This window comes from Ferrovibrio sp. GW821-FHT12B10 (assembly GCF_058807515.1).
In genome coordinates this window covers 51,059-72,482 of record NZ_JBXAQT010000001.1, presented here as the reverse complement: position 1 = coordinate 72,482, position 21,424 = coordinate 51,059, and the positions used below count along the sequence as shown (strand labels likewise).

23 protein-coding genes are annotated in these 21,424 nt (G+C 65.6%); all 23 read left to right on the top strand.

What is annotated here, in order from left to right; genetic code table 11:
* Window positions 1-31: 31 nt before the first annotated feature.
* The 23 genes from AC1RRT_RS00445 (at window position 32) to AC1RRT_RS00335 (ending at window position 21,404) form a co-directional block, all read left to right on the top strand.
* Window positions 32-658 carry a phage terminase small subunit P27 family gene (locus AC1RRT_RS00445; RefSeq protein ID WP_493011673.1) on the top strand — a complete coding sequence of 209 codons (627 nt, stop codon included), beginning with the start codon at window positions 32-34 and terminating at the stop codon, window positions 656-658.
* Entirely contained in the window at window positions 564-2,333 is a 1,770-nt protein-coding gene (locus tag AC1RRT_RS00440) for a terminase large subunit (protein ID WP_493011672.1), read from the top strand. Before AC1RRT_RS00445 ends, AC1RRT_RS00440 begins: the two co-directional genes overlap by 95 nt.
* A 17-nt stretch (window positions 2,334-2,350) precedes the next feature.
* Entirely contained in the window at window positions 2,351-3,646 is a 1,296-nt protein-coding gene (locus AC1RRT_RS00435) for a phage portal protein (RefSeq protein WP_493011671.1), read from the top strand.
* A complete protein-coding gene (locus tag AC1RRT_RS00430) occupies window positions 3,643-4,593 on the top strand; it encodes a head maturation protease, ClpP-related (RefSeq protein WP_493011669.1) in 951 nt (316 codons plus the stop codon). Before AC1RRT_RS00435 ends, AC1RRT_RS00430 begins: the two co-directional genes overlap by 4 nt.
* A gap of 42 nt (window positions 4,594-4,635) precedes the next feature.
* Window positions 4,636-6,069, top strand: a complete 1,434-nt coding sequence (locus AC1RRT_RS00425) for a phage major capsid protein (protein WP_493011668.1) — start codon at window positions 4,636-4,638, stop codon at window positions 6,067-6,069.
* Between the two features lie 93 nt (window positions 6,070-6,162).
* The gene (locus AC1RRT_RS00420; RefSeq protein ID WP_493011667.1) at window positions 6,163-6,624 is read left to right on the top strand and encodes a hypothetical protein; all 462 of its coding nucleotides are present in this window, start codon (window positions 6,163-6,165) and stop codon (window positions 6,622-6,624) included.
* A gap of 138 nt (window positions 6,625-6,762) precedes the next feature.
* A complete protein-coding gene (locus AC1RRT_RS00415) occupies window positions 6,763-7,026 on the top strand; it encodes a hypothetical protein (RefSeq protein ID WP_493011666.1) in 264 nt (87 codons plus the stop codon).
* Between the two features lie 236 nt (window positions 7,027-7,262).
* Window positions 7,263-7,766 (top strand): hypothetical protein, encoded by a 504-nt coding sequence (locus AC1RRT_RS00410; protein ID WP_493011665.1) that lies wholly within the window; start codon window positions 7,263-7,265, stop codon window positions 7,764-7,766.
* Window positions 7,708-8,478 (top strand): hypothetical protein, encoded by a 771-nt coding sequence (locus AC1RRT_RS00405; RefSeq protein WP_493011664.1) that lies wholly within the window; start codon window positions 7,708-7,710, stop codon window positions 8,476-8,478. Before AC1RRT_RS00410 ends, AC1RRT_RS00405 begins: the two co-directional genes overlap by 59 nt.
* Window positions 8,479-8,481: 3 nt before the next feature.
* On the top strand, window positions 8,482-9,351 hold the full coding sequence (locus tag AC1RRT_RS00400; protein ID WP_493011663.1) for a hypothetical protein: 870 nt from the start codon (window positions 8,482-8,484) through the stop codon (window positions 9,349-9,351).
* A gap of 30 nt (window positions 9,352-9,381) precedes the next feature.
* Window positions 9,382-9,981, top strand: a complete 600-nt coding sequence (locus AC1RRT_RS00395) for a head-tail connector protein (protein ID WP_493011662.1) — start codon at window positions 9,382-9,384, stop codon at window positions 9,979-9,981.
* 4 nt (window positions 9,982-9,985) lie between these two features.
* Entirely contained in the window at window positions 9,986-10,321 is a 336-nt protein-coding gene (locus AC1RRT_RS00390; protein ID WP_493011661.1) for a phage head closure protein, read from the top strand.
* Window positions 10,270-10,782 (top strand): HK97-gp10 family putative phage morphogenesis protein, encoded by a 513-nt coding sequence (locus tag AC1RRT_RS00385; protein ID WP_493011660.1) that lies wholly within the window; start codon window positions 10,270-10,272, stop codon window positions 10,780-10,782. Before AC1RRT_RS00390 ends, AC1RRT_RS00385 begins: the two co-directional genes overlap by 52 nt.
* A 1-nt stretch (window position 10,783) precedes the next feature.
* Window positions 10,784-11,209: a tail completion protein gp17 gene (gene gp17 / locus AC1RRT_RS00380; RefSeq protein ID WP_493011659.1), complete on the top strand. Its 426-nt coding sequence runs from the start codon at window positions 10,784-10,786 to the stop codon at window positions 11,207-11,209.
* Window positions 11,210-11,267: 58 nt separating this feature from the next.
* Window positions 11,268-11,690 (top strand): phage tail tube protein, encoded by a 423-nt coding sequence (locus AC1RRT_RS00375; RefSeq protein ID WP_493011658.1) that lies wholly within the window; start codon window positions 11,268-11,270, stop codon window positions 11,688-11,690.
* On the top strand, window positions 11,687-12,106 hold the full coding sequence (locus AC1RRT_RS00370; protein WP_493011657.1) for a hypothetical protein: 420 nt from the start codon (window positions 11,687-11,689) through the stop codon (window positions 12,104-12,106). Before AC1RRT_RS00375 ends, AC1RRT_RS00370 begins: the two co-directional genes overlap by 4 nt.
* Window positions 12,107-12,356: 250 nt before the next feature.
* Window positions 12,357-14,663: a phage tail tape measure protein gene (locus AC1RRT_RS00365; protein WP_493011656.1), complete on the top strand. Its 2,307-nt coding sequence runs from the start codon at window positions 12,357-12,359 to the stop codon at window positions 14,661-14,663.
* Complete coding sequence (locus tag AC1RRT_RS00360; RefSeq protein ID WP_493011655.1) at window positions 14,660-15,304, top strand: hypothetical protein; 645 nt, start codon at window positions 14,660-14,662, stop codon at window positions 15,302-15,304. The genes AC1RRT_RS00365 and AC1RRT_RS00360 overlap by 4 nt, the downstream gene beginning before the upstream one ends.
* The gene (locus AC1RRT_RS00355) at window positions 15,304-15,855 is read left to right on the top strand and encodes a hypothetical protein (RefSeq protein ID WP_493011653.1); all 552 of its coding nucleotides are present in this window, start codon (window positions 15,304-15,306) and stop codon (window positions 15,853-15,855) included. The genes AC1RRT_RS00360 and AC1RRT_RS00355 overlap by 1 nt, the downstream gene beginning before the upstream one ends.
* Window positions 15,852-16,298 carry a DUF6950 family protein gene (locus tag AC1RRT_RS00350; protein WP_493011652.1) on the top strand — a complete coding sequence of 149 codons (447 nt, stop codon included), beginning with the start codon at window positions 15,852-15,854 and terminating at the stop codon, window positions 16,296-16,298. The genes AC1RRT_RS00355 and AC1RRT_RS00350 overlap by 4 nt, the downstream gene beginning before the upstream one ends.
* On the top strand, window positions 16,298-19,381 hold the full coding sequence (locus tag AC1RRT_RS00345; RefSeq protein ID WP_493011651.1) for a phage tail protein: 3,084 nt from the start codon (window positions 16,298-16,300) through the stop codon (window positions 19,379-19,381). Before AC1RRT_RS00350 ends, AC1RRT_RS00345 begins: the two co-directional genes overlap by 1 nt.
* A gap of 125 nt (window positions 19,382-19,506) precedes the next feature.
* Window positions 19,507-21,105 carry a hypothetical protein gene (locus tag AC1RRT_RS00340; protein WP_493011650.1) on the top strand — a complete coding sequence of 533 codons (1,599 nt, stop codon included), beginning with the start codon at window positions 19,507-19,509 and terminating at the stop codon, window positions 21,103-21,105.
* 26 nt (window positions 21,106-21,131) lie between these two features.
* Entirely contained in the window at window positions 21,132-21,404 is a 273-nt protein-coding gene (locus AC1RRT_RS00335; RefSeq protein ID WP_493011649.1) for a hypothetical protein, read from the top strand.
* The last annotated feature ends 20 nt before the right edge of the window (window positions 21,405-21,424 follow it).

The window sequence follows — 21,424 nt, the reverse complement described above, 5'->3', positions numbered from 1 at the left end:
ATCTTTTTTTCGGCACAGAGGGATTACCGGCATGGGCCGCAAACCGCTGTCCGACCAAGAGCACGCACTGCGCGGTGATGCCGGCAAGCGTCGCCCAAAGGGCAAGCGCACCGCTGACACCGCCGAGCAACAGGAAACGCCGGCAGCAGCACCCCTCGCGCCGACTCCGCTTGGTCTCGCGCCGCCGACCTGGCTGGGCGACGTGGCACTGGTGGAATGGAAGCGGCTGGCACCCGAGCTGTCGCGCATGCGGGTGCTGACCGAGATGGATGCGCTGGCGCTGGGCCAGTATTGCCAGGCCTGCCAGGCCTATGTCACGGCCCAGCAGGCGATCGCCGACAAGGGCGCGGTCTACGAAACCAAGTCAAAGCACGGCAACCTGCGCCGCATCGATCCGAATGTGCGGCTGGCGCAGGACGCGGAGAAGTCGATGGCGCGCCTGGCGGCGCAGCTCGGCCTGTCGCCGCTGGCGCGATTCAGGCTCGGCGCCGCCGCCCAGCTCACGGGCAACCAGTTGACGCTGCCGCTGACGCAGGGCGCGCCGCCGCCGAAAGCGAGTGCCGATGCCGGCCAGTCAGACGCAACGAAGCCCGAAAGCGCAGGTCCGGCAGCGCTCCCGGCAAAGGACGAAGCGGGCGAGTTCTTCAAGTACCATTAAGAGCCGCGTCGAGCGCTATGCCCGCGACATCCTGGCCGGCGTCTATCCGGCCTGCATCTGGGTCCGGCTGGCCTGCAAGCGGCATCTCGATGACCTGGAGAACGGTCACAAGCGCGGGATCCACTTCGACCTGGCAGCCGAACAGCGCGCCATCGTCTTCTATGAACGCTACCTGCGTCATTCCAAAGGGGAGTGGGCGGGGCAATCGTTTCGGCTTGATGACTGGCAGGCCTTTGTCATCGGCAGCCTGTTCGGCTGGAAGCGTACCGATGGACTGCGGCGCTTCCGCACCGCCTACGAGGAAGTCCCGCGCAAAAACGGCAAGTCGACCAAGGCCGCCGGCGTAGCGCTTTACCTGACAACGGCAGACGGCGAGGCCGGAGCCGAGGTCTACGCGGCCGCGACCAAGAAGGACCAGGCCAAGATCGTGTGGTCGGAAGCCAAGCGCATGGCGCTGGCCTCGCCCGCTCTACGCGATCGTATGAAGTTCTTTTCCAGCAACATGAACGTGCCGGCGATCGGCGCGAAATTCGAGCCGCTGGGCGCGGACAGCGACAGCCTCGACGGCCTGAATATCTCGGGCGGCATCGTTGACGAATTCCACGCGCACAAGTCGCGTGACCTGTGGGACGTGATGGAGACGGCGACCGGCGCGCGACGCCAGCCGCTGATGTTCGCCATCACCACCGCCGGCAAGAACAAGCTCTCGGCCTGCGGCCAGATGCGTGACTATGTGTGCAAGGTGCTGCAGGGCATCATCCGCGACGACAGCCTGTTCGGCATCATCTTCACGATTGACGAGGGCGACGACTGGGCCGATCCGGTCTGCTGGGGCAAGGCGAATCCTGGACTGGGCGTCTCTGTTAAGGTCGATGACCTGCAGAGCAAGGTCGAGAAGGCGCGCAACATGCCCGCTGCGCTCTCGGCCTTCAAGCGGCTGCATCTCAACGTCTGGTCCGAGGGCTTCGACAACTGGATCGATGTCGAGGCCTGGGATGCCTGCGGCAATCCGGTCGATCCGCAGAGCCTGCGCGGCCGCAAATGCTACGGCGGCCTCGATCTCGCCAGCACCATCGACATGACGGCTTTCGTTCTGCTGTTCCCGCCGGTGGACGAGGGCGAAGAGTGGAAAGTTCTGATCTGGTACTGGCTGCCGCGGGAGAATGTCGAAAAGCGCGTCAAGCGCGACCGTGTTCCCTATGACCAGTGGTCGACGCAGAACCTGATCACGCTGACCGACGGCAATATCATCGACTATCGCGCGGTGCGCGCGACGGTGAATGAAGCGGCGGTGCAATACCAGATCGAGGAAATCGCCTACGACCGGTTCGCGGCGACGCAGATTTACACCGAGTTGGCCGAGGATGGCCTGACCATGGTGCCGTTCGGCCAGGGTCCGGTGTCGATGGCATCCCCCATGCGCGAGCTGGAGGCCCTGATCACCGGCCGCATCCTGGCCCATGGCGGCCATGCGGTGCTGCGGTGGAACGCATCGAATCTGGTGGCCGAGCAGGATCACGCCGGCAACCTGAAGCCGTCGCGCAGCAAGTCGATCGAGAAGATCGACGGCATGGTGGCGCTGATCATGGCGCTGGGCCGTGCCATCGCAGTGCGCGAGCCGGCCAACGACGTAATGCACTACAAGCGCGGCCAGATGTTCGGCGAGTCGGCCTGAAGGCGTGAGGACACGGCATGGCCCTGATGGATCGCATGATGGCTGGCCTGGGCTATACACCCTCGGCGGCCGCGCCCAATGTGTTGGCCCGCAAGGACCCGGTCTTTGATGCGCGCAATGAGATCACCACCGGTCTGACCATCGACCAGCTGGTAGAGCGCATGGGCGCCGCCATGATGTCTGGCGCCGGCGTGATGGTCAGCGAGGAATCGGTATCACGGCTGTCGGTGGTGGCGGCCTGCGAGCGCGTCATCTGCACCGCCATCGCGCAGGTGCCGCTGATCCTGTATCGCAAGCTGGATGAGGATGACCGCGAGCGCGACACCAAGAACGCGCTTTATGCCCTGCTGCGTGGTTCTCCAATGGAAGGCATCACCGCCTTCCAATGGAAAATGCTGTTGGGCCGCGACCTGTTCTATCGCGGCCGCTTTTATGCCCAGATCGTGCGTGGCTTCGGTGGGAAACCGATCGCGCTGAACCGCCTGCATCCGGATCGCACGCGTCGGGTGCAGGATCCGCAGACCCTGAAATTCCATTTCGAGTATCGCCGCCCGGACGGCCAGACAATCCGCTACGAGCCTGCTGAAATCCTGCATCTGTGGATGTTCAGCAACGATGGCATCGACGGCATCTCGCCGGTGCAGCGCCACCGCGAAACCTATGGCGACGCGCAGGCGATGCGCGACCATAACTCCAAGTTCTTCGCCAATGGCGCGCGCCCGATGGGCGTGCTGAAGACTGATCAGATCATTCCTTCGGAAGACAAAAAGGAAGCCCGCGAGGACTGGAAGCGCGTCACGGGCGGCGATCAGATGTATTCGACTCCGGTTCTGGACCGTGGCCTGGCCTATGAGCCGGTCAGCATGTCCAACCAAGAGGCGCAATATATCGAGGGCCGCAAGCTGTCGCGCACCGAAATCTGCGGCATCTGGGGCGTGCCGCCTCATATGGTCGCCGATCTCGAACGCGCGACCTTCTCCAACATCGAGCATCAGGGAATCAGCTTCGTCACCTACACGATGATGCCGTTCTATGTCTGCATCTGCGAGGGAATCAATCTGCACCTGTTGCAGTCGGATCCCATCCGCTACGTGGAATTCCTGGTCGAGGCGCTGACGCGTGGCGACTTCAAGACCCAGCAGGAAGGCCTGCAGATCCAGCGTCAGAACGGCGCTATCAACGCCAATGAGTGGCGCCGCATGAGCAACATGAACAAGCGCAAGGATCCTGGCGGCGAGGAATTCATCGTGGCCAGCAACATGTCGGCCCAGAACGCCCCCAAGCCTGCCGCCAACCCCGGAGACCCGGCATGACCCGCCATCGCATTCCCCTGGTGGTCGCTGACCGCCCCGTCTTCAACGGCATCGCGCTGCCGGCCGATCTGCTGGCCGAGATGGAGCGCCGCCCGGTCTTCGCGCGCGCCAGTGGCCTGCGTCCGCTGGCGATCAGCAACGCCACCGAAGAGTCGGTCGATATCGACCTGTACGATGAAATCGGCCCCTGGGGCGTCGACGCCAAGGCCTTCAAGGAAAAGCTCGATACCATCAAGGCCAAGCGCATCAACCTGCGCATCAACTCGCCCGGCGGCCTGGTGACCCATGGTATCGCCATCTATAACGACCTGATCGACCATCCGGCGGAAATCCATGTCCATGTCTCGGGCATCGCCGCCTCGATCGCCTCGATCATCGCCATGGCCGGCGACACGATCACCATGGCGAAAAATTCCTTCCTGATGATCCACGATGCGTGGACCTGCGCCTGCGGCAACCGGCATGATTTCACCAAGCTGGCGGACCAACTTGGCATCATCGACCATGGCCTGGCGCTGACCTACGAGGACCGTAGCGGTCTGGCCCTGGCCGAGATCAAGATGCTGATGGATGCCGAGACCTGGCTGACGGCTGAAGATGCCGTTGCCAAGGGCTTTGCCGATGTCGCCGAAGGCGAGGCCGATACCGAGGCGCGGTTCGACCTTTCCAGCTTCCGTCAGCAGCAGATGCCGGCCGCCGTGGCTGCCCTGCACAAGGCCGCCGAGATCGGCCCGAAAACCAAGTTCGATTTCGAGAATGCCCTGCGCAAGGCCGGGTGTTCCCGTAACGCTGCCAAGGCCTTCGTGGCCGGCGGCTTCAAGGCGCTGGGTCTGCGCGATGCCGACCCCGCCCAGTCCAAGGATCAGCGCGACGCTGATTTCAATCCGGCGACGAACCCGGCGCTTGCCGATGCTCTCGCCCGGCTGAGCGCGACCGCGCACAGCTAGACCAATTCAACCATCCATTCCTGAAACCACTGGAGGCCAATCATGGCTCGTTCCCGTCATCTCCTGTCGGCCGCTCTGGTCGCGACCAGCGCCCTGACCAAGCCGGTCTATGCCGGTCCGGCGCCGATTCTCAAGCCCGATGAAACCAACCCCGTCGCCATGGTCGAGGCCATCAACAAGGCCTGGCTCGACTTCCAGGCCGCGAACGACAAGGGCAACAAGGAAACCGCTGACAACATCAACGCCGTGATCACCGATCTGACGGTGAAGCTGGAAAAGGCGGTCAATGAGCAATCTGCGCAGCTCGCCCGTCTGACCGCCGGTGGCATCGGCAGCCCTGCCAACGAGAATACCGAGAAGAACATCAAGGCGTTCTATCGTGACGTGATGGCGGCGCGCGGCGCCAGCGGTCGCGATATCGCAGCGGCGCTGCGCAAGGGTGTCGACAAGGAAGCCTATAACGGCTACGCCGAAGCCTTTGTCGAGCTGATTTCCTGCAACCTCAATGTCAACATGCTGTCGCAGGACATGCGTAACGCGCTGCAGGTCGGCACCGATCCGTCTGGCGGCTATGCCGTGCCGCCGGAAATGTCGACCACCTTCCTCAAGCGCATCTATGAAACGTCGCAGATGCGCCAGATTTGCTCGGTCCAGGGCATCTCGCGCGATGCCTGGGAGCAGCCGCTGGATGTCGATGACGCCACCAGTGGCGGTTGGGTCGGTGAACGCGCCGCGCGCCCTGCGACCGGCACCCCGACCATCGGCACGCAGAAGATCGAGACCCATGAGCAGTATGCCTTCCCGCAGATCACGCAGAAGATGCTGGAGGATGCCGTTCTGGTCGATGCTGCCGGTTGGCTGACCGGCAAGACCGCCGACAAGATGGTGCGTACCGAGAACACCGCCTTCGTCGGTGGTGACGGCTTCAACAAGCCCAAGGGCTTCCTGGCTTATGGTGCCGCGGCCACGACCAGCGCCGATAAGAACCGTGTCTGGGGCAAGCTGCAGTATGTGCCTGTTGGCGCTGCCGGCGCTTTCCCGGTCATCTCGGGCGGTCAGGCCGATGGTGCGCATGATCCCAATGCCCTGATCGACCTGATCTACTCCCTGAAGCCGGAATTCCGCGGTAACGCGCGCTGGGCGATGAACCGCCTGACGGTGTCTACCATCCGCAAGCTGAAGGATGCGCGCGGCGACTATATCTGGCAGCCCGGCATTGTCGCCGGCCAGCCGTCGCAACTGCTGAACTATCCCGTGGCTGAGCTGGAGGATATGCCCGACATCGCCGCCAACTCGCTGTCGATCGCATTCGGCGATTTCAAGGCGGGTTATATGATCCTGGATCGCCTCGGTCTGTCGGTCCTGGTCGATCCCCTCACCAACAAGCCCTATGTCGGCTTCTACATGCGCAAGCGTGTGGGCGGCGACGTGACCAACTTCGATGCGATCAAGCTGCTGAAGTTCTCCGCGACCTAACCCCGCGCGGCGAACCGCTCATAGCGGTGTGAACCGGAGGCCGGCAGCAATGCCGGCCTTTTCTTTTCCACGCGCAGCCTGAAGGAGACACCTATGCAGCGCGATCTCATTTCCAACGTCAAGACGGTTCTGCATTACGCGGAAACCCGCACCACCACCAAGACCCCGGCGGGCGGCGTCGATCTGTCGGGCTTCCGCTCGGCGCTGATCGTCGCCGCCATCGGTGCGCTCACCAATGTGGCCAATTCGCCGTCGCCGAGCTGGAGCTTTGCCCTGCTCGAATCCGACAGCGAAACCACCGGCTTCACCGCCGTGGCCGAGGCCGACATGATCCTGGCCAATGGCCGCAATGTCGGCGCCGGTGCCGTGAGCAACGGCATCTTCGCGGTGATCAATACCGATGCCAAGGATAACCTGGCTTACACCGTCGGCTATGCCGGCTCGAAGCGGTACATCATGGTCACCGCCACGGCGGCCAACACGCCCGGCGCCACGCCGATCGCCGTGCTGATCGAGCTGGGCGACCCGCTGTTGGCGCCTGTTGCCGACGCCTGATCGCGGCCATCTCTGAGGTTCCCGCGCCGGGTCCCCGTAAGGGGATGCCTGGTTCTGCCAGGTCCCGCTACCCGGCGCGGGACGCTTCACCGCCCATTCAATGCACCGCCCATTCAATCCGAGATCATGGAGAGCGTGATGCGCCAGATTCATGTCAGCCGCCCTTTCAAGTTTTCGCCTGACGGCATCGAGGTCAAGGAATACGAGCTGAAGGCCGGTCTCGATGGCAAGCCGCTGCCACAGGACATCACGCAGCGCGGCCTGGATATTGCCGTCGCCGAAGGCTGGGGCACCGCGGTCCCTTTGGCCGCTGCGCCGGCGGATGCCGCTGCGCCCAAGGCGAAGACGCCGCCGCGGGCGCCGCGCCAGCCACGCAGCCCGAGTTCGCGCCCCAAGCGCTGACCAGCCAAAGCCTGATCCATGCGGCCGCTGCGGGGCAACCGGGCCAACTTCCAGGAGTTTGGCCACCCGTCCCCTCACTGTTTCGGGGAAGCGCTATCGCCATTGTCGCCGGCGGACCAAGTCTTGCCACTGAGTCAGGCCGGCGGGGACTTGCCCGTCTTGCCCTGGCCCGGTTTCAGGGCCAGTGCAGGATCATCGCGGTCAATCGCGCCTTCGAGCTGATCCCATCCGCCGATTTGCTCTACGCCGCCGACGGCGTGTTCTGGCGGCGCTATGACACGTCGCGCTTTGGCGGCCTCAAGGTCAGCCAGGATGCGGCGATCTGTGCGGCGCGGCCCGACATCCTGCGCGTACCGGGCGAGGACAAGCCCGGCCTGTCGCTGGATCCGCATCGCATCCATCTCGGCAACAACTCGGGCTATCAGGCGCTGAACCTGGCTGTGCTGCTCGGCGCCAGCCGCATCCTGCTGCTCGGCTTCGACATGAAACACGGCCCGGCCGGCGAGAAGCACTGGCATCCCGACCATGGCGCCGGCCTGCAGAATCCGCTGCAGCCCGACCTTGACCGCTGGCGCGACCTGTTTGCCGCCACCGTGCCCGACCTGCAACGCGCCGGCGTCGCCGTCGTCAACTGCACGCCGGACTCGGCTATCGACTGCTACCCGCGAAGCGAGATCGCCCATGAGTTTCGAGCGGACGGCCTATCTGCATATCCAGTCAAACCTGCACTATCGGCGTGATGCCTTCGAGGCCGGCCTGCGGGCGCGCGGCTTTCGGATCAGCTCCGAGTATTGCATCCATCCCAAGCGCACCGATCTGCTGGTGATCTGGAACCGCTACTCGGAAAAGCACCGCATGGCGCTCGCCTTCGAGGCGATCGGCGCGCCGGTGCTGGTGGCCGAGAACGGCTATCACGGCAGCGACAGCCTGGGCCGGCAGTACTACGCGATCAGTCGTAACGAGCATCATCATGGCGGCGCGCCGGCCGATGCAGCCCGCGCCGCGTCCTTCTCGCGTCGGCCCTGGCGGCGCCATGGCGACCATATCCTGGTGCTGGCGCAGCGCGGCATCGGCTCGGACAAGATGGCGTCGCCGCCAGACTGGGCCGAGCGCATGGCGCGTGACCTGCGCAACCAAACCACCCGGCCGGTGCGGGTGCGCCCGCATCCCTGCGGCCGACCGACCGCTGTGACGCTGGCCGCCGATCTTGCCGGCGCGCATGCCTGCGTGATCTGGCATTCCGCCGGCGGCATCGCGGCGCTGCTGGCCGGTATTCCTGTCTTCTATGCCGCGCCCGCCTGGATCGGCGCTGCCGCCGCCCATCGCATCACCCATGATCTGGAGGTGCCGTTCCTTGGCGATCGCCAGCCGGCGCTGAATATGGTGGCGGGCAACCAATGGTCGGTCGATGAGATCGCCACCGGCCGCCCGTTCGAGCTGCTGGTGGCCTGACCGATGCGCATCACGGTCACCGGCAATGGCCGTCCGGAGTCATGGCAGATCAGGGGTGTGCAGCTTGGCGCCGCGATCGGTGCGGCTGTTGTGCCTTCAACGCAGTTCATCGGTTCTTCTTCCGAGATGCCGCCTGCCGATATCGTGGTTGCCGTCAAGCGGCTCGATGACGAGGTGCTGTATCATCTGCGCGGCCGCCGCTGGGTCTGGGATATTGTCGATGCCTGGCCGCAGCCGGTGGGCAACCACTGGAGCAAGGCGCAGGCGCTGCGCTGGCTGGCCGACGAGATCGCCCGCCTGCGGCCGACTGGCATTGTCTTCCCGACCCGGCAGATGATGGACGATGCCCGGTTTCACGGACCGTCTTATGTGCTGCCGCATCATGCCTGGGATAAATACACGCCGCAGCCGCTGCGCGAGCGGGTGCAGATCGTCGGCTATGAAGGCGCGCCGCGCTATCTCGACGCCTGGCGCGGGCTGGTCGCCGAGGAATGCGCCGCGCGCGGCTGGGAATTGCGCGAGGGCGACCTGGCCGGCGCCGATATCGGCCTTGCCTTGCGCGGCGCCAGTCTGGCGACGGGAGATGGGGCTTGGCCGGCGCGTAACTGGAAAAGCAACGTCAAGCTGGCCAACATCCAGGCGCTGGGCATTCCAGCGATCTGCTCGCCCGAGGCGGGCTATCGCGAGACCGCCAACGGTACCGAGCGCTTTGTGACCAGCCGCGCCGACCTGCAGCGGGCCTTCGACCATTTCGCCAGCCTGGCCGTGCGCCAGGCCATCCGGCTGTCAACGCCGTCGCTGCATCTGCCGCCCCGCCTCGATGACCTGGCGTGCCGCTATCGCGCCTGGCTGTCCGGTATCCGCAATTACTGATCAGCCTGGAATTCTGGGGGAGGGGTCGATATGTCGCTTGTGCTGGTGACCCCGCCCGCGACCGAACCGCTGACGCTGGCGCAGGCGCGCCTGCATCTGAAACTGGACGCCACCGGTTCGCCACCCAGCCATCCCGATGACAGCCTGGTCACGGGTCTGATCACCGCGATGCGCGAACATCTCGATGGCCGTGATGGCATCCTGGGCCGCGCCCTGGTGGCGCAGGAATGGGAGTTGTATCTCGACCGCTTCCCGGCTGGCAGCGGCGAGATCCGCATTCCGCTGCCGCCGCTGCAGAGCGTCGATGCCGTCACCTATATCGACACGGCTGGCGTGACCCAGACCCTGGTGGCGAATACCGACTACACCCTGCGCAAGGGCGCGCGCGGCCGGCTGGTGCCGGCCTATGGCAAGTCCTGGCCGTCGACGCGCTGCCAGCCCGACGCGGTCTGCATCGCCTTCACCTGCGGCTATGCCGAGGTGCCGCGTCCGCTGCAGGTCGCCATGCTGCTGCACCTGGCGCATCTGTATCAGAACCGCGAGGCGGTCAATGTCGGCAATATCGTCAGCGAGCTGCCGCTGGGGGTCAGCACGCTGATCGCGCCGTATCGCACCGACCTGTTCGGTTGATGCCATGAATATCGGCCAGCTCGATCGCCGCGTGATGATCCGCCGCCCGGTGAAATCCTACGATTTCGCCAACCAGGAAATCGTCACATATGCCGATGATGGTGAAGTCTGGGCGCAGCGTCTCGACATGACATCGAAGGAAGTCTTCGCCGCCCAGCAGGTCAACAGCGAGGCGACCGCCAAATTCCATATCCGCTGGCGCAGCGATGTCACCGAACAGCACCGGCTGGCCTGCGAGGGCGTGGAATACGAGATCACCGGCAAGCCGGCCGAGCTGGGCCGCCGTGAATGGCTGCAGATCATGGCCAAGGCCATCGTGGTGCGGAACGCCGCGGCATGATGTCGGTCAAGACCAACCTGTCCGGGTTCGAGGAACTGATAGCGGTGGCCAAGGAACTGCCAACCGCGATGGAAAGCCGCGTCTATGATTCAGCCGTGCGCGCCAGTGCGCAGCCCACCTTGCGCGCGGTGAAGGCGAATGCCCCGCGCGGCGCGGCGCCCTCTGCCGCCAGCCAGAAATATGGCCGGCTGTTCAGGAACCTGAAATTGCGGCGCTGGAAAAAACGCAGCAAAGGGGTGTTCGGCTGGACCGTCAGCACCGGCCGAGGATTCTGGGGCTGGTTCCTGGAATACGGCACCAGCCGCATGGCGGCCAAGCCGTGGTTTCGTCCGGGTTTTGACCAGACCGCGCCGGAAGCCTTCAATGTCATGCGCGATGGCCTGCTGAAGGGTCTGGAGCGCGAGACCAAGCGGCTGGCCGGTCGCTACCAGACTGTCCGACGCGCGTTGCTGCGAGGCTGAGATGATCGCTCTGGCCATCCTGCGCCTGCTGCTGGCGGCGCCTGCCGTCACCGCCCTGGCGGGCCGACGCGGCTATCCCTCGGCGGCCGGGCAGGATACCGCCGGGCCATACTTTGTGGTGCTGGGTGTCGACAAGCCCGATATCGCCCGCGATCTCGATGGCGAAAGCGGCCTGCTGCAGCCGCGCATCCAGATCGATGCCTATGCCGAGACTTATCTGGCGGCGCAGAAACTGGCGCGCGCCATTCATGCCGCTATCGCGGATTTCGTCGGCGCCGTCGCAGTCAGCGCCGACAGCCCGACGCCATATGTCAGCATCAAGGCCGTCGCCCGGCTGTCCTCGTCCGATCTCTATGAAGACGCGGTCGAGCCCAGGCTGCATCGCGTGTTGATGGAATATTTTGTCACCGCCACCGAACCGGTTTAACCGAAACCGCTTAACCGAAACCGCTTAACCGAAACCGTCTGCAGAAAGGACACTCATCATGGCTGCTCAGAACGGCGCCCTTGAAACCCAGGGCTCCAAACTCTTCATCAGCACCGGCTCGCCCACGACCTGGATTCAGATCAAGGGCATGCAAAGCTTCACCGGTTTCGACGGCCAGGCGGCCGAGATCGACGTGACCGATCTCGATTCCGTCGGCAAGGAATTCCTGATGGGCCTGCAGGATTTCGGCAATTTCAGCGCGCAGGGCAATTACCTGCCGACCGACCCCGGCCAGGTGATGGCGCGTGCCGCCAAGGCCGACCGCGCGCTGCGCGAGTTCAAGTTCACCATGTCCGATGGCAAGAACTTCCTGTTCAGCGGCTACGTGCTGTCCAACCCGGTGTCGGGCGGCGTCGATGCCAAGATGGACGGTTCGTTCAACATCCGCATCTCGGGCAATGTCACGGGTCCGACCGCGTGATCCAGCCGAACCGGCGCCGCGGTGAAGTGGCCGTCCTGCTGGACGGTCAACCCCGCATCATCGTATTCGACTGGGATGCACAGGCCCGTATCCAGGACGAACTGGGCCGCGACGCCATCGGTCTGATCCTCAGCGGCATGGATCAGAAGCGGCTGGCCGTGCTGGTGTCGATCGGTCTGCAGCGCCATCACCCGGAGATCACTCCTGAGATAGTGCGGGAAATGTCGCCGCCGCTGATGCCGGTCCTCGATCGCCTCAAAGAGGCGATGACGCTGGCCTGGTGGGGTGTCGACGGTGTGCCGGAAGAGGCTGAGGCGACATCCTCAAACCCTCTGACGCGGATGGCGATGTGGTTCAGACGGCGCTGGAACAGGCCGTTACCGCAGGGGTCGCGCCATCCGAGTTCTGGCGGCTGACCCCGGACGCATCCCTGCGTATCACCCGAGCTGCTGCCAATCGGGCGATTCGCCAGGATCACCTGCTGGCCAGTCTGATGCGGGCCAAGCGATTGCCTGATCTGTCTGCCCTGACCATCGGTCGGGCTAGGCGGCAGAAGGGCATGGACGATCATCAACTGGCGGCCTGGTTCGCCGGGTATCAGGCGCGACATAAAGCGCAATCTGGTTCCTGACCGCGCTGGTTGGATTGAAGGTTAGGGGGGCAGAGATGACAAAAGCCGGTGTTGTCTCTGCCGATTTCGTCGCCAATACCGGGCAGTTTGATTCCGGCTTGGCGCGGGTGCGGCAGAATCTGGCCAGCACCTCGGTCCAGATGAATCGCAATCTGGCCAGCATTGAAAAGGGTTTCCGCACCGCGACCAGTGCGGTGGCGCTGTTCACCGGCGGTCTTGGCGGTGCGGCGCTACTGGCCTTTGCCAAGCGCTCGCTGGACGCGGTCGGCAGCATCGGCGAGCTGGCCGAACAGCTCGGCGTCAGCACCGATGCGCTGCAGGCCTACCAGTATGCCGCCAGCCAGGCCGGCGTCAGCAACGAGGAATTGGAACGCAGCCTGGCCAAGCTGTCGCGCAGCATCGGCGCGGCGGCCGAGGGTGACAAGGCGGCGATCGACGGATTCAAGGCGCTGGGCGTCGGCGTCCTGGATGCCGAGAACAAGCTCCGCACCACCGAGGCCGTGCTGCTGGATGTGGCCGATGCGCTGGCCAAGATCGAAAATCCGAACCAGCGCGCAGCGGCTGCCGTCGGCGTGTTCGGCGAGAAGATCGGGCAGAAGCTGCTGCCGCTGCTGTCGTCTGGCGCCGATGGCATCCGCCGATTCACGCAGGAAGCCAAGGCTGTCGGCGCGGTGATCAGCGGCGACCTGATCCGCCAGGCGGATGAGGGCTCTGACAAGATCGCGGCAATCAATATCCAGTTCCAGAAACTGGCGCAGACCGGTGCAGCTCTGGGCGGCGGGCCGCTGATCGGCTTCCTCCACAACCTCAACATGTTCCTGGAGGACCTGCGGCCAAGCGATGCCAAATCGCTGGCGGCGCTGAACGAGGAGATCGACCAGACGGTGCGGCTGCTGAACGAGGCGGAGGCCAAGCAGGGCAACCGGTTGTTCGGCGACATCTTCGGCGCGGAGACGGCGGGCGAAAAGCGCATTGCCGATCTGCGCTACCAGTTGCAGGAGCTTTACAATCTGCGCGACAGCCGCGCCGGCACCGGCCTGTTCGCGCCGGGTCCGACGGTGGCGACTCCTAGCCAGACCAGCAATCCGCGCAGCAAGGAACAGATCGACGCGGAAAAGCAGGTCACCGACCAGTTGACCAAGAAGGTTGCGGCGCTGAAGGCCGAGGCCGATACCATGAACGCCTCGGAAGAGGTCAAGGTCCGGGCCAAGGCCACCGAAGAAGCTCTGGCCACATTGCGGGCCAAGGGCATCGACGCACTGAATGCCGAACAGGTCGCACTGATCAACAGTCTCGGTGTGCAGACCCGTCGCATCGAGCAGCAGAAAACCGAAACCGAGAATGTGAAGGCCTGGGCGGCCGGTCTTGCTGAATCAGTGGACGTGATGATCGAGGCGACCAATGCCTCGGCGGCGCTCGGCGGCCAAGTGATCAAGACCAGCCAGGCCCATGAACAAGATATCCGCCTGCTGAACGAGCAGGCCGAAGCGGCGGCCAAGTCCAAGGTTGTCTATGACGCGCTGACCGGCAGCTTCATTCTCTATGACCGCGAGCTGCAGGTTGTGTTGCGGACGCAATCGCTGCTCCGCGAAAACACCGAGATGACGACGGAAGAAGCCCGTCGCCAGGCAGAAGAGTATGTTGACGCGCAGGACCGCATCAAGCGGGCGACCGAGGGCACCTCCGAGCAGGTGCGGCGCGCCAACGAGAATGCGCGCGAGCTGAGCAATGTCGTCGGCAGCAACCTGCGCCGCGGCCTTCGCGAAAGCGCCGATGCCGCCGATATCGCACGCAATGCCATCCTCGACCTGACCGACGCCATCTTCGACATGCTGGTGTTGCAGCCGGCATTGCTGCAGTTGCAGAAGACCCTGGCCTCCGTGTTTCAAACCGGCAAGGACGGTGGCGGTGGTGGCGGCGGCGACGCCGGCGGCATCTTCGGCGTACTGGCCGGTGTCTTCGGGGGCGTCTTTGGCGGCGGCGGCAGCGCTGGCAGCTCGGCCGGCCTTGATTATGGCAGTTTTGGCCAGCAGGGCATCGGCTATGTCGGTCCGAATGCCTATGCGACCGGGACTGACTCGGCGGAGAGAGGCTGGGCCTGGGTCGGCGAGCGCGGTCGCGAGCTCGTGAATTTTGGTGGCGGCGACAAGGTCTTTCGCGGCGACCAGGTCGGCGGCCTGACCGCCGGCGGCCCGCAGGTCTTCATCGATGCCCGCGGCGCCGATGCCGAGGGTATGCGCCGGCTGGAATCCACCGTGCGCGACATGGATGGTTCGATCGAGCGGCGCTCGGTCGATGCGGCGCGTCGTGATTATAAGCGCAACCGGCAGGCCTGGGCATGATCACCTATCCGCTGACCATGCCGTCGTCGCCGACGTTCAAGCGTCTGACGCCGCGCCCGATCGAGGCGGTGGGTATGAGCCTGTCCGTCTTCACGTTTCAGCAGCAGGTGCAGCGCCACCAGGGCCAGCAATGGGTCTTCGATTGCGAGTTGCCGCCGTTGACCGAGGACCAGGCCGATGAATGGATCGCCTTCCGTCTGAGCCTGAAGGGCTCCGCCGGGACGTTCTATTTCGGCGATGTCTCCAAGCGGCTGCCGCGCGGCACGGCGGCCGGCTTTCCGGTGGCGGCCACCGGCGGCAGTCCGCTGGTCAATCGCGCGGGCGATGAACTGCTGTATACCGGCGGCTGGACGCCCGGCCAGACTGGCGTGCTGCGCTACCGCGACTATTTGCAGATCGGCACCGGCGCGCAGTCCAGCCTGCATGTCAACCTGACGCCGGTGAATGCCGATGGCAGCGGCCAGGCCGTGCTGGATATCTGGCCGCGCCTGCGCCGCGACATCGCCAACCTGACGCCGATCGCCACTTCCAACCCGGTCGGCGTGTTCCGCATGCTGCCGGGCGAGATGCCCTGGGATGTCGGCGAGGCCAAAATCTATGGCCTGAATTTCCAGGTCATGGAAGCGCTGGGTGACGAATAATGGCGCGCGATATTGATTTCAATATCGATGCGCCGGTGGTCGAGCCGGTGGTGCTGGTGGAGATCGGCACATCCGATCCGCTCAATCCGATCCGCGCCTGGAATGGTACCAGCGACCTGATCTGGATCGGCCGCACCTTCAAGGGGACCGGCATATACGGCAAGATTTCACCGGTTGAGGAAACCGGCGACCTGAAGGCCAGCGGCGTCACCTTCGAGCTGTCCGGCATCAAGCCCGAACTGCTGGCGATCTCGCTGGCCGAAATGCGCTGGGGTCGCCCGGCGATGGTCTGGTTGGGGCTGCGTGCCGGCAACAGCTTCGATGGCACGCCGACACAGATTTTCTCAGGCCTCACCGATGTTCCGGAAATCAGCGCTGATGGCCAGTCGGTCACCATCCGCATCACGGTTGAAAACCGCCTGATCGACCTGGAGCGGCCGCGCGAGCGGCGCTTCACCCCGGAAGACCAGAAGTTGACCGATCCCGATGATCTGGGTTTCGAGTTTGTCGCCGGCATGCAGGACTGGAATGGCGTATGGGGGAAGGCATGAGCATGCAGCCCTGGCCGCGCCGCCTGTCCGACTGGCCGCAGCGCCTCGATCGCTATCTCGCCGCAGCGGCCACACTGCAATTCTGCTGGGGACGCCATGACTGCATCCTGTTCAGCCTCGACGCGGCCGGCGTGCAACTCGGCATCGATCCGGCCGCTGATATCCGTGGGCATTATGCCAGTGCCGCCGGCGCGCAGCGGCGCATGCGGGTGTTGTATCGGGCGCGCGGTCTGGAGCAGGCTGTCGATGCCTTTGCCAGTCGTCATGCCGTGATGGAAATCCATGCGTTGAAGGCGCAGCGCGGCGACCTGGTGCTGGCGGATGTCCCGGATGCTGCCTTGGGTGTCGTCGGGCTTGACGGGTTGACGGCGCTGTTCCTGCAGGATCATGGCCTGTTGCGGCTGCCGCTGCGCCGCTGCCGGCGTGGCTGGAGGGTGGGCTGATGCCGCCGGCAATAGCCGCCGTCGCCATCTCGGCCGCCGCCTATGGCGCCGGCTATATCACGCTGGCCGCTTTTGTCACCAGCGTGGCGACCACCGTGATCGGCGGCCTGGTCACGGCGGCAACGGCGAAGAAGCCCAAGGGCAGCGAGGGCAGCGCCTTCGCCGCGGTCGCGCAGGACCGCACGCTCTCGGTGCGTCAGGCGATCATCGTGCGGTCCCGCGCCTATGGCACCATGCGCCTCTCGGGCGGCCAGACCTTCATGCATACCACCGGCGCGAGCCGGGAATACCTGCATATGGTGGTCACGCTGCTGGGGCATCCGTCGCGGCGCGTCACCGCCCTGTTGCTGGATGACGAGGTTGTGCCGCTGGATGAAGACGGCAACGCCACCGGCAAATATGCCGGCTTCGTGTCCTGCTGGTTCGGCCTGGGCACGGCAGACACCGACGCGACCTGGAAAGCCAAGCTGATCGAGAACTGCCCGGACAAGTGGACCGTGAACCACCGGCAGACCGGCTGCACCAAGATGTACCTGCGGCTGAAATACGACAGCAACAAGTTTCCCGGTTCGCTGCCCAATCCCTCTGTACTGCTGGAAACCGCCTGCGACATCCGGGATCCGCGCGATGTCAGCTCGCCGACGCGCGGGCATTTCACCGACAATGCGGCGCTGTGCACCGCCGACTACCTGCGCACCCTGGCCTCGCAGGGCGGTGTCGGCGTGCTGGATGCCGAGATCAACGAGGATGTGCTGATCGCGGCCGCCAATGCCTGCGACGAAATGGTGCCGCGCAAGCCCGCGGTGGTGGCCTATACCGCCAATCCGGCCACCGGGCTGATCACGTTGGCCAGCAAAGATGCGGCGCTGCGGCTGGGCACGCGCGTGACCGTGCAGGCCAACAGCGGCGGGTCCCTGCAGTCGGGCCTGGTGGCCGACACGCATTATTTCTGGATACCGGTCGATTTCCTGACCGGCCGCCTGGCCGCCAGCCTGGAGGATGCGCGCGCCGGCAATCCGGTATCGTTCAGCACGGCGGGCACCGCGACCGAGATCCGCGCCAACGCCGAACCGCGCTACACCATGAACGGCAGCTTCAAGACCAGCCAGGCGCCGCGCGAGGTGCTGGAAGACATGATGTCGGCGATGGCTGGCCGCATGGTGTGGAGCGGCGGCCGCTGGCATCTCTATGCCGGCGTCTGGCGCATGGCCAGCGTCAGCTTTTCCGAATCCGATTGCGACGGCCCGGTCACCGTGCAGACCCGCCGCAGCCGGCGCGAGCTGGGCAACGGCATCAAGGGTGTGTTCTGCAATCCCGATGATTCCTTTCAGGCCACCGACTATCCGGCGTTTCTGTCGGACACCTATGTCGCAGAGGATAACGGTGAGGATATCTGGATCGACCTGCCGCTGCCCTGGACCAATTCGTCCTCGATGGCGCAGCGTATCGCCCGCATCAACCTGGAGCGCGTGCGCCGCCAGATCAGCGTCCGGCTGCTGCTGAGCCTGCGCGGCCTGAAGGCGCAGGCGCTGGACACCACCGCGATCAGCAGCCGCCTGTTCGGCTGGTCGGACAAGACTTTCGAGATCGGCAACCTGGAGATCGTCAGTCGCGAGGGTCGCGGCAAGGGCGAGGCCTCGCGCTATGGTGTCGACCTGTCGGCCGGCGAGATCGATGCGGCGGTGTTCGCCTGGGATGAGACGGTGGACGAGGGCACGCTGGTGCCGGCGCCGACCACGGACCTGCCGAATTCCTTCACCGTGGCCAACCCGACCGGGCTGTCGCTGGAAAGCGGCACGGCGCAGCTTTACACCCGGCAGGACGGCACGGTGTTCACGCGCCTGCGCATCGGCTGGGCGCCGCCGGCGGATATTTTCGTGGTGTCGGGCGGCAGCATCGACATCCGCTGGCGCAAGCTGGGCGACAGCCCGCTGCCGGATTACCAGTACAAGCGGGTCAGCGGCGACAGCAGCAGCGATTTTGTCCTGGATGTCGAGGACGGCCGCAGCGTCGAGGTCGGTATCCGCTCGGTCAACGGCGCCGGCGTGGTGCCGCGTGACGGCAATGGCGATGAAATCTGGCTGACCGGCAGCCATACCGTGATCGGCAAGACCGAACCGGCCAGCGACATGGTTGGCCTGACCGCGCAGCAGAATGACAATGCGGTCAACTTCAACTGGCCGCAGGCGCCCGATGCCGACCTTGGCGGCTACGAACTGCGCTACATGGCGCCGCCGTTCTCCTGGGATTCGGCGCAGGTGCTGACATCGACCACCAAGGGCACGCGCGTGACATCCTGCGCGGTGCCGCCGGGCGAGTGGGTGTTCGGCATCAAGGCGCGCGATACCTCGGGCAACTACTCGGTCAACGCCTTCACTTGCGCCCTGACCGTGCGCAGCGACTTCAATGTGGTATTCGACGCCGAGCAATATCCGCGCTGGCGCGGCGTGCTTGACGGCTTCGTGCTGCATGGCCCGACGCGCAAGCTGATCCCGCGCACCACCGGCACCACGCTGGGCAAGGGCTGGCGGGTGTTTCAGGAATTCTGCCCCGATCCGGTGGCGGAATGCTGCTACACCGCGCCCGAGATCGACCTGGGTTTCGACGCCGACCAGGTGCGCATCTATGCCGAGATGCAGGCCACCCTCGGGCCGGGCCGCAGCGGCACGGCCGATCCGCGCCTGGAGATCGACCATCGCACCCTGGCCGGCAGTTATGACGGCTTCGAGGACTGGTCGGTGGGCTTTGTCGATGCCGCCGCGGTGAAGGCGCTGGCCTGCATCCAGACCGCCAGCGGCAATGCCTATCTGTCGCGCTTCAAGCCGGTGCTGGATGTCGATGACCGCGTGCTGAATCTCGGCATCCTCGATATCCCGCCTGGCGGCCTGGTCATTCCGTTCACGCCGCCATTCTTCGTGATGCCGACGCCCGATCTGACGCCCGAACTGGGACCGGGTTCGCCGCCGTCGCCGCGGTTCGCCTACTGGTCCGGCCTCAGCCTGTCGGGCGTGACGGTGCATATCCTCAATGCCAGCGGCTCCAGCGTCGGCGGCCGCTGCGGCGTCAAGTTCACGGGCGCTTGATGAAAGTCCCGGACGCCGCCTGACGCCAAGCGGCGCTCTCTCTCTCTCTTTCAACCCTCAAAGCCTGCAAGACCCGACGCCAGCCCTGGCGACCGGCGGCTTGCGCCTGTCTCCCGGAGATCATCATGACCGCCGTACAACCCGCGTTGCCAAATGTCACGGTCGACACCGATTCCAGTGACTATGTGAATCATATCGACGGCACCGCGCAGATTCATGACCGCATCGCCGGCGGCTTCTACTGCCACCAGTCGATGACCGGCAGCCCGCCGGCGCCGAACCTGACGCTGACGGTTGCGCCGGGCGCGATCTTCTCGGCGGCCGGCCGCGCCGAGATCGCCGAACAGGTGGTCGGGCCGGTGGTGGCGGCGGTCTCCAACCCGCGCCGCGATATCGTCTATCTCGACCGCATGACCGGCGCGGCGGCGATCGCCACCGGCGCCGAGAATGTCAGCCCGGTGGACCCGGCCATCCCGGCCGACGCCGTGCCGATCGCGCGGGTGGCGGTGGGCGTCGGTGTCACGGCGCTGGACAACACCGACATCACCGACCTGCGCGTGCTGTCGGCGCTCGGCCTCTCCGACCTGGCGCTGAACGACATCCTCGGCTTCGGCATCCTGTCGCCTGACGCCGACGATTACGTGCTGCTGCAGCGGCCCGGCTCGCCCGGCGGCCTGTATCGCACCGCGCTGGCCAACCTGATGGCGGTCGGCGGCGCCGCCAACTATTTCGGCACCGGCGCGGATGGCGCGCTGAACACCAGCGGCAATGTCACGCTCGCCTCGGATACCGGCGTCAACGATACCGGCATCGTGGTGAAGCAATATACCGGGCTGACCATCAACAGCGGTCATGCCGTCACCGCGGCGCAGCGCGCCAAGTGCATGCTGATCCTGGTCGATGGCAACGCGACCATCGAAGGCAGCCTGCATATGAACGCCAAGGGCGCGGCGGCGGCGGCGTCTGCCGATACCTTTGTCGAGCGCCTGGTGGCGGGTTCAGTGGCCACGCTGCTGTCATCCTATGACATCGCGCCCAACAAGGTGCAGCGCTTCACCGTGCCGCAGGCCGGCGCTGCCGGCGGCGCCACCCGTGTCGCCGGTGCCGTCGGCAATCCTGGCAGCGCCGGCACTGGCGGCCAGACTGGCGGCGGTGGATCCGGCGGCGGCTGGAGCGGCGCCACCACCGGCGGCGCCGGCACGGCCGGCACGGCACTGTGCGGCGGCTCGGGCGGCGGCGGCGCGGTCAACAACGGCGGCCCCGGCTCGGGCACGGCGGCGGCGACTAATGGCGGCGCGGGCGGCAATGGCTCGCCGCTGACCATCACCAGCGGCGGCGGCGGCGGCGGCGGCGCGGGCAATCCGCCCGGCACCGGCGGCGCGGGCAATGGCGGCGCGGCCGGCGGCACGCCGAGCGGCGGTGGCGGCGGCACGCTGATCCTGCTGGTGCGCGGCAACCTGACGATCGGCGCCAGCGGCGTGATCTCGGCCAATGGCGCGGCCGGTGGCGCGGGCGGCGGCGGCAGCACCAACGGCGGCTGCGGCGGCGGCGGCGCCGGCGGCGGCAGCGTGATCATCCTCTACACCGGCACCCTGACCAACAGCGGCACTATCCAGGCCAACGGCGGCGCCGGCGGCGCCGGCGGCGTCAGCACCAACACCGGCTTTGCCGGCGGCGATGGCGGCGCGGGATCGGTGCAGGGGCCGACCAAGATCGCGGCCTGATCGACAAACCCACTGCGGAGGCAACCATGATCATCCTGCATAACGGCATGGATCAAACCAGCCGCGATTTTGTCGCGGCGCATGGCGGTGGCCATACGGTGATCGACTGGTATGGCGATCCGGCCGCCGCGATGGATTACGTGCAGGCCGGCGGGCTGGGGCCGAGCGCCTTTCCCTCGGTGGCCAAACTGGATGCCTGGGGCGGCCCGGCGATCAGCCGCATGCCGGCCGACATGGCCGCGGCCCTTGCCGATATCGCGGCGCAGGAAGTGCTGCGCCAGACCGCCGCGCAAGACTGAAACCGCAACTCATAACCTGG